This window comes from Robertmurraya sp. (genome assembly GCF_036676585.1).
In the GTDB taxonomy this organism is placed as follows: Bacteria; Bacillota; Bacilli; order Bacillales; family Cytobacillaceae; genus Robertmurraya_A.
The window spans coordinates 60,354-71,993 of record NZ_JAKFCQ010000071.1; the positions used below are offsets into that span (position 1 = coordinate 60,354).

Here is an 11,640-nt window from a genome sequence, read left to right on the forward strand (position 1 = left end):
ATTCTCACATGAGTTTATGTGAGAATGCTTTTTATACGGAGGGACTTACAATGGCAACAATGGAAGAAACAGTATTTCAGATTATTTTACATGGTGGAAATGGAAAAAGCTCTTCAATGGAAGCGATAGCAGCAGCGAAACGAGGAGATTTCACAGAAGCACGTGCAAAACTACAGGAAGCCGCAGATGCATTAAACGAAGCACACCATGTTCAAACTTCATTGATTCAAGGAGAAATTAGAGGAGAAAAGGTAGAAATTTCTCTATTAATGGTTCATGCTCAGGATCACTTAATGAATGCAATCACACTAAAAGATTTAGCAACTGAATTTGTGGATCTGTACGAAACGATTAAGTTAGAGAAAGTTTCTAGCTAACAATTTGTTTCAGTAATTTCTCAGGAAAGAAAGCATAATAACAAAGAATTGGTTCTGGTGTGAAAGCATCAGGACCATATTCATTACTTTGGGAATAACGGAAAAGTGAAGGAGAGATAGAAATGATACATAAGCAATTAAAGCCGTTTCCAGAAAAATTCCTTTGGGGGGCAGCTTCTGCAGCTTATCAAGTAGAAGGTGCGTGGAATGAGGATGGAAAAGGACCATCAAACTGGGATTTATTCGTACGCATACCCGGAAAAACATTTAAAGAGACAACTGGTGATGTAGCAGTCGATCATTACCACCGATATAAAGAAGATGTACAGTTAATGGCAGAAATGGGAATGAAGGCATATCGTTTTTCTGTGGCGTGGACAAGAATTCTTCCTCAAGGAAAAGGGGAGGTTAATGAGAAAGGTCTACAGTTTTACGACAATCTTATCAATGAGCTCGTAAAGCATAATATTGAACCTGTTCTTACGCTATACCATTGGGATCTACCTCAAGCGTTACAAGATGAATATGGTGGTTGGGAATCAAGAAAGATTATAGAAGACTTCACGAATTACAGTAACATTTTATTCAAGCGATTTGGTGATCGTGTTAAGTACTGGGTGAGTTTAAATGAGCAAAATATTTTTACAATGCTTGGGTATCAGTGGGCAGCACATCCACCAGGAGTAAAGGATGACAAGCTCTTTTATCAAGTAAATCACCATGCTAATTTAGCGAATGCAAGCGTCATTAAAGAGTTCCGTAAATATGTTCCAGATGGGAAAATCGGTCCTAGCTTTGCTTATTCGCCTGCTTATGCTGCCACATCAAAACCAAAAGATATTTTAGCAGCCGAAAATGCAGAGGAATTTACGAGCCATTGGTGGATGGACGTATACGCGTGGGGGAAATACCCGGAGGCAACATGGAACTATCTAGAGAAGAACGGATTGGCACCAAAGGTAGAAGAAGGCGACTTTGAATTATTAAAAGCTGGAAAACCTGATTTCATGGGTGTAAACTATTACCAAACAACCACATACGAAGAAAACCCGCTTGATGGAGTAGCGGAGGGTCATTTTAATACATCAGGGAAAAAAGGAACAACGAAAGACAGAGGAATTCCAGGTGTTTTTAAAACGGTCAAGAATGACAATTTAGAAAGAACAAACTGGGATTGGAATATAGATCCGGTTGGACTTCGAATTGGACTTCGTCGCATACAAAGCCGATATGGCCTGCCAATCTTAATCAGTGAAAACGGGTTAGGGGAGTATGATAAGCTTGAAGAAAATGATGTGGTAAACGATGATTATCGTATAGACTATATTCGAACACATCTAGTAGCCATTCAGGAAGCGATTTCGGATGGTGTTGAGATGCTTGGATATTGTGTATGGTCATTTACCGATCTTTTAAGCTGGTTGAATGGATTCCAAAAACGTTACGGATTCGTTTATGTGAATCAACATGAAGAAGGTGAAAACGACCTTCGTCGGATCAAGAAGAAAAGCTTTGGATGGTACAAATCCGTGATCGAATCAAACGGTGAGAAGCTATAAGCATATTAGGAGGTTTTAATGATGGCAAAGAAAACTTTTACAGTAATTGATGAAACAGGTATTCATGCAAGACCAGCCACACTTCTTGTAAGCACGGCAAGTAAATTCAACTCAGATGTGAAACTAGCTTACAAGGAAAAGGAAGTTAACCTCAAGTCCATTATGGGTGTAATGTCTTTAGGTATTCCTAAAGGTGCATCAATTACAATTACAACTGAGGGTGCAGATGAAGTGGAAGCGTTAAAAGGTCTTACTGATGTATTAGCTAAAGAAGGACTTGCTGAATAAAATCAAGTAGCCCCATTCAATTTTTGGATGGGGTTTCTAATTGGGAGAGAAGTTACATGTCCAAAAAATTGGTCTTTTTTGATATTGATGGAACATTATATAATGAAGAAAAAAAGTTACCACAATCGGCAAAGGAATCTATTCAGCAGTTAAAGGATCAAGGTCATGAGGTAGCAATTGCGACAGGGAGATCTCCTTTTAATATAACCGAGATTCGAAAAGAGTTAGAAATAGATAATTATGTAAGCTTTAATGGTCAGTATGTCGTATTAAATGGACAAGTGATATACAAAAATCCAATCAACACCTCAGCTTTAAAAGAGCTTACAAATTATTCAACTAAAAATCAACACCCAATCGTGTATCTAGATCACGAAGATATGAAGGGCAATGTGGAATCACATACAATGTTAGAAAAAGCTGTTGGTTCTTTAAACGTGAGTGGAAAGGTTGGATATGATCCTCTATATCATCAAGATCGAGAAATATATCAATCCTTTTTAATATATAGAGATGAAGATCAAGTTGATTATAAATCAGCATTTCCTCAATTAGATTTTATCCGCTGGCACGAATATGCGGTGGATGTGTTACCTGCTGGAGGATCAAAAGCGGTAGGGATTCAAGCGGCTATGAATCATTTTGGCATTGCACCTGAGCATGTGTATGCTTTTGGAGATGGATTAAATGATATTGAGATGCTTTCCTTTGTTAAGAATAGTGTAGCTATGGGAAATGCACATGAAAAGGCTAAGAGTGCTGCTAAATACGTAACCAAGCATGTGGACGAAGATGGGATTGCATACGGATTAGAATTGGTCGGGCTGTTGAAGTAAAAAACCATCGTCAGAAAGAATCTGACGATGGTTTTTTCTATATTAAAAAGATGGCTACAATCGTGGTAACGACGAGACCAATACAAACAGGAAGCAGGTTTCGTCGGGCTAATTCAAACGGATCCACATTACAAATGGCAGCAGCCGGAATAAGAGCCCAAGGAACTAATGTTCCACCACCAACCCATATGGCCGAAATTTGGCCGAGAGCCGTTAATGTAGCAGCACCAGCACCAATTCCCTCAGCAAACAGATTGGCAACAGAACCGGCCAGTGAAATGCCTGAAAAACCTGACCCATCTAACCCTGTAATAGCTCCGACTGTTGTAAGAGTTACCGCAGCAATCTCATTGCTTAACGGAACAATACCAGCTAAGGAGACACTAAGGTCATTGACGATCCCTTGTGATGCTTCCGGTAAATATTCACCAATGATGACTGAAAAGCCAGCATCGCCAAGATAGAAGAAGGCGGCAATAGGAATAACAGGTCCAAAAACCTTAAACCCAAATTGAAATCCTTCTATTAAATAGCTCGTTGTTTTTTCCAGTCCTTTGTTTTTATGCCCAACGATTGTGATTAGTATGAGGATCACGATCGATGTTCCACCAACTAATGCCGTTGCGTCCCCTCCCTGTAAATCGAGTAAGAACATGGCGACAACATCTAATAAAAACAAAACGGGGATCAAAAGCGAGAAAAATCTTTTCTGTTTAAGAGATAATAAGTTTTTCTCAGTATTTTCATCTGCAGACTTAGAGTGAATATAAGAAGTTGTGGTTAGCTTCCCGAGTTTCATATCTCTTTTTAAAAAGAAGAAAGCAGTTATGGTGGTAACAACACCCATGACGATGACAAGAGGAACACTAGCACTAATGACCTCACTAACTGGTAATCCAGCAGCATCGGCAGTTAACTTTGGTGCAGCCTGAATAATAAAATCACCAGATAGCGCAATTCCGTGACCAAATAAGTTCATAGCCATTGCCACACCCAAGGCAGGTAGACCAACACGGATTGCGACAGGTAGTAATACGGCACCTAGGAGTGCAACGGCAGGAGACGGCCAAAAAAAACAAGAAATAACCATCATCAAAATACCGATCGTCCAGTATGCGAGTGCTGGTGTACGTATAATTTTTGCAAAAGGAGAAATCATCACATCATTAATACCGGTTGTAGTTAAACTTCTACTCATAGCTACGATAATGGAAATGACTAGAATAGTAGGGAGCAACTCAGTAATAGCATAGATAAAACTAGAAAATATATCACTAATAGAAGCGCTAAGTGAACCGGTTGCGGTAATCGCTATTAAAAATATTCCCGTTATACATACGAGTGAGGTATCTCTTCTCATGACCATGAAGCCTATAATTAAAATGATAAAGGAAAGGTAAATCCAATGTAATGCTGTTAACTCAATACCCATCGAACAAACTCCTTTCTCCTATAGAAGGGAACATGCCTTTTTAGGCTCTTGCCCTAATATGGTTGGTTGCTACAGAATATGTAAAATGGGCAAAGATGTGAGAGGGAAAAGAAAATCTTTCCGTCTCTAGACGGAGAAAAAGAACTACTGGAGTTCAGTTCAGGTTTTCAAAAAAAGAGGTAAAATGAATGAAGGAGAATATAGAAAATGATCGAATTATTAAGCTATTGATTGAAAGTAGGCGGATGATTTGAGATATCAGACTATAAACCAAGTACTGTTTGCAATAATGCTCTTACTAGTAGGGGGTGTGCTCCTCCTTGTTAATATAGGTGTCATTTCCATGGAAATAACAGAGTTATTTGTCGTTTCTTATCCATTTCTGCTATTTGTCATTGCAACGATTCTCTGTGTAAAAGCCTTAGTTGAAAGGGGGAATTTGTTTTTTTCTTTATTCTTAGTTCTTTTTTCTTCTATATTAATATTTGATCGGATTGGAAAATTAGATTTTGGATTTTGGGAGTTTTGGAAGCTTTGGCCATATATTATTATTTATATTGCCGTTAGCATACTGACTAGAAAAAATAAAATTAGGTTTCATTTTCATGAGGATATGCCTAAAGATGCGTTTAAAACACTTGATGAAAAAGGGAAGAAAAAGAGAAAAAGAGCTAGAGGCTTTTCGATTGGTGATGTTAGTTTTAAACAAGCCAATTGGTCAGTAGAACCAATGGAGCTTTATAACACAATTGGAGACTATTTCATTGATTTTAGCCAAGCATACATTCCGGAAAAAGAAACTCCGATAATCGTTCAAGGATGGATTGGAGATGTCAAGATGATCATACCAGAAGATGTCCCTGTTTTTGTCCAATCTTATATAAAGGTAGGAGATATTCGTATCTTTGATAAGGAAACCGATGCAATCAATCGTGGGTTAACCTATCAATCACCAGGCTATGAGGAAGCTGTTCGAAAGTTAAAGATATCGATTGAGTTGAAAATTGGATCCGTACGTATTGATAAGGTATAGGTGAAGCATATGAAGAAAAGAGTCGGTATTCGTTTCTGGTTTTTACAAAGTTTTATTATGATGGCATTCATTAGTTCTCTTTGTTTCTTTCTAGGATTACAAATTTATTTATTTAATGTGCAATCATCTAGCTTATCCATATATACAACCTTTTGGCTTACCCTCTATGTTTTTTTAATTCTTTTGCTTATTGGGGGGTACTTTGGCATTAAGGGTAGTTATTTAATTAAAGGAAGATTATCAGATATCTACTTATTTATTTCTACGCTAAGAAGTGGAAAGTTTTCTGAGAGAATACCAGAATTTGAGAAGGATGAAATTGGCCTTATTACGGAAGAATTAAATCATTTGGCTGAATACATTCAAGAACAAGTAAATTCTACGAGAAGATTAGCTGATGAAAAGACGGCACTCGCACAGACTGCACATGCAGCAGCGGTCATGGAAGAGCGACAACGATTGGCAAGAGATCTTCATGATGTGGTTAGTCAGCAGCTGTTTGCGCTCAGTATGATTAGCTCAGCTACCATCCGGACATTTGACAATAACCCGTTAAAAGCGAAGGAACAATTAGAACAGATATCAGAAATTGCGGTTAAAGCACAAGGTGAAATGAGAGCATTATTACTTCATCTTCGACCAGTTCAGTTAAAAGATGATAGCCTATGTGATGGCGTAATCAAGTTAATTCAAGAGCTAAAAGGGAAAACAGGCATTGATTTTCAAGCGAGCATTGATGAGCTTGATTGTGTTTCAAAAGCAACGGAAGAGCATTTGTTTCGAATTATTCAAGAAGCCCTGTCCAATATTTTAAAACATGCAGAAGCTACAAAAATAACGATTACATTAACAGAAAAGGAATCGTATATTTATTTGTTTATAGCTGATAACGGAAAAGGCTTTGACCCAGAGGTTGTTCGGATGACGTCTTATGGAATGAAAACAATGAGAGAACGATGTGAAGAGATCGGTGGCATTTTTACGATTCGCTCCAAAAAGAAGGAAGGTACATATATTGATATTAGAATACCTGTGACTGGGAGGGGGACTGTATGATTAGACTAGCTGTCGTAGATGACCATGAAGTTGTACGAAAAGGAATTATCTCATATTTACAGACAGAACCAGATATCGAGATTGTAGGAGAAGCCAATTGTGGAAAAGAGGCAGTGATATTAGTTGCTGATAAAAAACCTGATGTTGTTCTGATGGATTTACTTATGGAAGATGGCACGGGAATTGATGCAACCAAGGCAATTCTATCCTTTAACCCCAATTGTAAAATTATTATCATAACTAGCTTTTATGATGATGAACAAGTATTTCCTGCGATTGAGGCTGGGGTATTTAGCTATATGCTAAAAACAGCAACTGCTGATGAAATCGTTCAAGCGATTAGGAAAGCTGCTCGAGGCGAATCAGTGATCGAACCGAAAGTAGCCAATCGGATGATGAGTCGTTTGAGAGTAAAGGAAAAGAAACCTCATGATGAGCTCACTGATAGAGAAATGGAAGTATTAATATGCATCGGTGATGGAAAAACAAATCAGGAAATTAGTAATGAGCTATACATCGGTGTGAAGACGGTGAAAACTCATGTGAGCAATATTTTGAGTAAATTACAAGTGGCTGATCGAACTCAGGCGGCGGTATATGCAAATCGAAATGGACTAATGAAATTAAAAGAGGGCCGGGATGGATAGCATTCCCGGCTTTTCTCTATTCGTTCTCTAGGACAAGGTGGTATTTTGTCACAAAGGAAGGTCTAGCGAAGATTTGTGGTTGCTGCTGATCAATCCCCTTCTCGGTTCTTCTTTTCTCATGAGCCTTTTCATAAGCCTTAGACTCCTGCCATTTTAAAAAGTCTTTTTCTTCTTTCCATGCAGTCAAAATGATGTATGTATCGTTAGAAAGGGGACGTAGCACTCGAATGGCTGCAAATCCAGGTTCCTGTTCAATAAGCCTAGCCCGATTTTTGAAGCGATACTCGAACACAGGCCTACCTTCTTCGCTAACAGGAATATTGTTAAACACAAAAAAAGCTCCATTTGCCAATTCCCCTGATTGATCAATCGCTTCATACTTCCTTGGGGAGGCGAAGACTGTACTGCCATCTGTTTCATGGATGAGAAGTGTTGTTTCATTATCCTGCATAAGCAGCATCTTTTCCTGAAAATGCTTTTCCTTTAGTGAGTGCATAAACTCATACGTCCCATTCGTCATAAAGATATTCATACTCTTTCACCCCTTACAATGTATAGACTTATTATAACGAGAAGAGCTAGTAAATCCTAATTTCAACTTGTTATAAAAGAAAAACCATTATTTAAAAAAAGAAGATTTTTTGACAGATGAGGCGGTTATCTATACATCTATAGTAGAAAAAGCTATATTAGAAGATGTGTATGTAAGCGCAGTATTTTTAAAATATGAGTAAAGTATATTAAAATGGGAGATAGCTTGTTTTTTTGAAAGGGGTCAACATAATGGTAAGACAAATTAATGAAACATTTTTAAAGGCAGCAAGAGGAGAACAAACGGATTATACCCCTGTTTGGTATATGAGACAGGCAGGAAGGTCTCAACCTGAATATCGTGAAATTAAAGAAAAATATTCTTTATTTGAAATCACTCATCAGCCAGAGCTTTGTGCGTATGTAACAAGACTTCCAGTCGAGCAATACGATGTCGATGCAGCCATTTTATATAAAGATATTATGTCACCGCTACCTGCTATCGGAGTAGATGTAGAAATAAAATCTGGAATCGGGCCGGTTATTTCAAATCCTATCAAATCGTTAGCTGATGTAGAGAAATTAGGCGAGATTCATCCAGAAGAGGATGTTCCATATGTGCTGGATACGATTAAGCTTCTAACGGAGGAACAGCTTAACGTGCCCCTCATCGGATTTGCTGGAGCACCATTTACACTAGCTAGCTATATGATCGAAGGTGGACCATCGAAAAACTATAACAAAACCAAATCATTTATGTACTCAGAACCAAAGGCATGGTTTGCGCTAATGGATAAATTGGCAGAGATGACTATTACATATGTGAAATCACAAATAAAAGCGGGCGCACGTGCCATTCAGATCTTTGATTCTTGGGTCGGTGCCTTAAATGTTCAGGACTATCGCTATTTTATTAAGCCTGTGATGAACCGAATTTTTAGTGCACTCAGAGAAGAAAACGTCCCATTAATTATGTTTGGTGTGGGTGCAAGTCATTTGGCACTAGAATGGAATGATCTTCCTCTAGATGTTGTTGGGTTAGATTGGCGTCTACAAATTGAAGAAGCCCGCCAAATGGGAGTACATAAAACGGTTCAAGGAAACTTAGATCCGGCTATTTTATTGGCTCCATGGGAAGTAATAGAGGAGCGTGCAAAAGCGATTCTTGATCAGGGACTTGCACATCCAGGGCATATTTTTAACTTAGGGCATGGTGTGTTTCCTTCCGTTAATCCTGAAACATTAAAGCGTCTAACAACTTTTGTTCATGAATATACAGCAGCAAACAAACGTTAATAATTCTTAATTAATAATAATTATTATATTTTAAGTATTATTACTAGAACTTTCACGTTTTTTTTGGCAAAATAAATGAATGAGTGAAAAATAGCTGAAAAAATCGTGAATAAACAGGATGTGAGGGATATTATGACAAAGAAAGTAATGGGGCTTTTAGTAATGGCCTATGGAACTCCTTACAAGGAGGAGGATATTGAACGTTATTATACGCATATTCGCCATGGTCGAAAGCCATCTCCTGAAATGCTAGAGGATTTAAAAAATCGCTATGAAGCAATTGGTGGCATTTCTCCACTTGCAAAAATAACGCAAGAACAAGGAGAGAAATTACAGGAGCATTTAAATAAAGTTCAGGATCAAGTGGAATTTAAGCTTTACTTAGGTTTAAAGCATATCGAACCGTTCGTTGAAGATGCTGTGAAACAAATGCACGAGGATGGCATTCAAGAAGCAGTGAGTATCGTGCTTGCGCCGCATTTCTCTACATTTAGCGTAAAGTCATATAACGGACGAGCTCATGAGGAAGCAGAGAAACTTGGAAATCTTAAAATTACATCAGTTGAAAGCTGGTTTGATGAGCCTAAGTTTATTCAGTATTGGTCTGAGAAAGTAAAGGCAACTTTTGATTCTATGCCAGTAGAAGAAAAAGATCATTCGGTTTTAATTGTTTCTGCTCACAGCTTACCTGAGAAAATCCTTCAATCGGGGGATCCATATCCGGATCAGCTTCAAAAAACAGCTGATTACATTGCTGAGAGTGCCGGTGTAAAAAACTATGCAGTTGGCTGGCAAAGTGCTGGGAATACACCAGAGCCATGGCTTGGACCAGATGTTCAGGATTTAACGAGAGAGTTATACGAAAAGAATGGTTATAAAGCATTCGTATACACACCAGTTGGCTTTGTCGCTGACCATCTAGAGGTTCTTTATGATAATGATTATGAGTGTAAGATTATTACGGAAGAATTAGGTGTGTCGTATTACCGACCAGAAATGCCGAATTCACAACCATTATTTATAGATGCGATGGCAACGGTTGTACTGGACAAGTTAAACATGAGATAACGTAAACAACTTTTAGAAAAGAAGGCGATTAACCGTGTTGGAAGAAAAAAAGAAGGTTGTCATAATCGGGGGAGGCATAACAGGTATAACAGCTGCTTACTACTTACAAAAGGAAGCTCGTGAAAAGGGCTTACCGATTGACGTATGCCTTGTTGAAGCAACGCATCGTCTAGGTGGAAAAATACAGACTGTTGTTCGTGACGGTTTTGTCATTGAAAGAGGTCCAGACTCCTACCTAGAGAGAAAGCAAAGTGCGACGCGTCTTGTAAAGGAAGCAGGAATGGAGTCAAAGCTTGTGAACAATACAGCTGGGAAATCGTATGTATTGGTTCAAGATAGGCTGCATCCGATGCCAGGTGGTTCTGTTATGGGTATCCCAACACAATTAGCCCCATTTGTTACGACTGGACTATTTTCTATTCAAGGAAAGTTAAGAGCCGCTGGTGATTTTGTACTACCAAAGTCAAATCCAGTTGAGGATCAATCATTAGGTACCTTCTTTAGAAGAAGACTAGGAGATGAAGTGGTTGAAAACTTAATTGAGCCACTTCTTTCGGGTATCTACGCAGGGGATATTGACCAAATGAGCCTCATGGCAACCTTCCCACAATTTTATCAGGTAGAACAAAAATATGGCAGTTTAGTTCTTGGAATGAAAAAAGCAACACCTCAAGCTCCGAAAAAATCGCCTGAAGCAAAGAGTAAAGGTATTTTCTTAACACTGACTTCCGGGTTGCAGTCTTTAGTGGACGGAATTGAAACAAAACTTGAGGCTGGGTCGGTGTTGAAGGGAATCCGTGTTGATCGAATAAAAAAGGTGGACAAAGGATACAAGCTTGAGTTAAATAATGGAGACAAACTTGCAGCTGATGCTATTGTCTCAGCCGTACCACATCATGTGACACATGCGATGTTTCAGCAGTATGATTTCTTCGATCCTTTTGAACATATGCCATCTACTTCAGTGGCAACCGTTGCATTGGCTTTTCCAAAAGAAGCAGTAGAAAAGGATATCAATGGGACCGGATTTGTCGTGTCGCGAAATAGCGATTATTCGATAACTGCCTGTACGTGGACACATAAAAAATGGCCACATGCATGCCCTGAAGGTAGTGTTCTGCTTCGTTGTTATGTTGGTCGTCCTGGCGATGAGGCGATTGTAGATTTATCTGATGATGAGTTAACTAGAATTGTCCTTGAAGACTTGAATAAGACCATGAATATCACGATGGATCCAGATTTTGTTGTTGTTTCAAGGTGGAAGGACTCAATGCCTCAATACACCGTTGGACATAAACAAAGAATTCAAAGGGTCAATGAGCATGTTGCTCAAGAATTACCGGGTGTATTTTTAGCAGGAGCTTCTTTTGAAGGCTTAGGGATTCCTGATTGTATTGATCAAGGTGAGGTAGCAGTAAAAAAGGTATTACAATTTCTTCAATAAAATTTTTTAAGGGACTCTTTACTAGGAGTCTCTTTTTCACTATTGACACAAACTCTAGAAGGTGGTAAATTAC

Annotated in this window: 12 protein-coding genes; 10 read left to right on the forward strand and 2 right to left on the reverse strand. The window is 38.6% G+C overall.

Annotated elements, in window-relative coordinates; translation table 11 throughout:
- Positions 1 to 50: 50 nt before the first annotated feature.
- The 4 genes from ACGLXV_RS09990 to ACGLXV_RS10005 all read left to right on the forward strand — a co-directional run bounded on the left by ACGLXV_RS09990 (position 51) and on the right by ACGLXV_RS10005 (position 3,060).
- Complete coding sequence (locus ACGLXV_RS09990; RefSeq protein WP_066054491.1) at positions 51 to 377, forward strand: PTS lactose/cellobiose transporter subunit IIA; 327 nt, start codon at positions 51 to 53, stop codon at positions 375 to 377.
- A gap of 122 nt (positions 378 to 499) precedes the next feature.
- Positions 500 to 1,936: a glycoside hydrolase family 1 protein gene (locus tag ACGLXV_RS09995; protein WP_391558452.1), complete on the forward strand. Its 1,437-nt coding sequence runs from the start codon at positions 500 to 502 to the stop codon at positions 1,934 to 1,936.
- Positions 1,937 to 1,957: 21 nt separating this feature from the next.
- A complete protein-coding gene (locus ACGLXV_RS10000) occupies positions 1,958 to 2,224 on the forward strand; it encodes a phosphocarrier protein HPr (protein WP_391558460.1) in 267 nt (88 codons plus the stop codon).
- 56 nt (positions 2,225 to 2,280) lie between these two features.
- The gene (locus ACGLXV_RS10005; protein ID WP_391558453.1) at positions 2,281 to 3,060 is read left to right on the forward strand and encodes a Cof-type HAD-IIB family hydrolase; all 780 of its coding nucleotides are present in this window, start codon (positions 2,281 to 2,283) and stop codon (positions 3,058 to 3,060) included.
- 37 nt (positions 3,061 to 3,097) lie between these two features.
- On the opposite strand, the gene ACGLXV_RS10010 is transcribed toward ACGLXV_RS10005, so the two are convergent.
- Positions 3,098 to 4,492 (reverse strand): hypothetical protein, encoded by a 1,395-nt coding sequence (locus ACGLXV_RS10010; RefSeq protein WP_391558454.1) that lies wholly within the window; start codon positions 4,490 to 4,492, stop codon positions 3,098 to 3,100.
- Positions 4,493 to 4,781: 289 nt separating this feature from the next.
- Here ACGLXV_RS10010 and liaF point away from each other — a divergent pair, with 289 nt between their 5' ends.
- The 3 genes from liaF to ACGLXV_RS10025 are packed head-to-tail and all read left to right on the forward strand — an operon-like array spanning position 4,782 to position 7,228.
- Entirely contained in the window at positions 4,782 to 5,525 is a 744-nt protein-coding gene (gene liaF, locus ACGLXV_RS10015; protein ID WP_391558461.1) for a cell wall-active antibiotics response protein LiaF, read from the forward strand.
- A gap of 9 nt (positions 5,526 to 5,534) precedes the next feature.
- Positions 5,535 to 6,581 carry a sensor histidine kinase gene (locus ACGLXV_RS10020; RefSeq protein ID WP_391558455.1) on the forward strand — a complete coding sequence of 349 codons (1,047 nt, stop codon included), beginning with the start codon at positions 5,535 to 5,537 and terminating at the stop codon, positions 6,579 to 6,581.
- Entirely contained in the window at positions 6,578 to 7,228 is a 651-nt protein-coding gene (locus ACGLXV_RS10025) for a response regulator transcription factor (RefSeq protein WP_119707146.1), read from the forward strand. Before ACGLXV_RS10020 ends, ACGLXV_RS10025 begins: the two co-directional genes overlap by 4 nt.
- A gap of 16 nt (positions 7,229 to 7,244) precedes the next feature.
- Here ACGLXV_RS10025 and ACGLXV_RS10030 read toward each other — a convergent pair whose 3' ends face one another.
- Entirely contained in the window at positions 7,245 to 7,760 is a 516-nt protein-coding gene (locus ACGLXV_RS10030; protein WP_391558456.1) for an antibiotic biosynthesis monooxygenase family protein, read from the reverse strand.
- A 251-nt stretch (positions 7,761 to 8,011) separates the two neighbouring features.
- Here ACGLXV_RS10030 and hemE point away from each other — a divergent pair, with 251 nt between their 5' ends.
- The 3 genes from hemE (at position 8,012) to hemY (ending at position 11,567) form a co-directional block, all read left to right on the forward strand.
- A complete protein-coding gene (hemE, locus tag ACGLXV_RS10035) occupies positions 8,012 to 9,055 on the forward strand; it encodes a uroporphyrinogen decarboxylase (protein WP_391558457.1) in 1,044 nt (347 codons plus the stop codon).
- Positions 9,056 to 9,187: 132 nt separating this feature from the next.
- Entirely contained in the window at positions 9,188 to 10,123 is a 936-nt protein-coding gene (gene hemH / locus ACGLXV_RS10040) for a ferrochelatase (protein ID WP_119707149.1), read from the forward strand.
- Between the two features lie 34 nt (positions 10,124 to 10,157).
- The gene (gene hemY, locus ACGLXV_RS10045) at positions 10,158 to 11,567 is read left to right on the forward strand and encodes a protoporphyrinogen oxidase (protein WP_119707150.1); all 1,410 of its coding nucleotides are present in this window, start codon (positions 10,158 to 10,160) and stop codon (positions 11,565 to 11,567) included.
- The last annotated feature ends 73 nt before the right edge of the window (positions 11,568 to 11,640 follow it).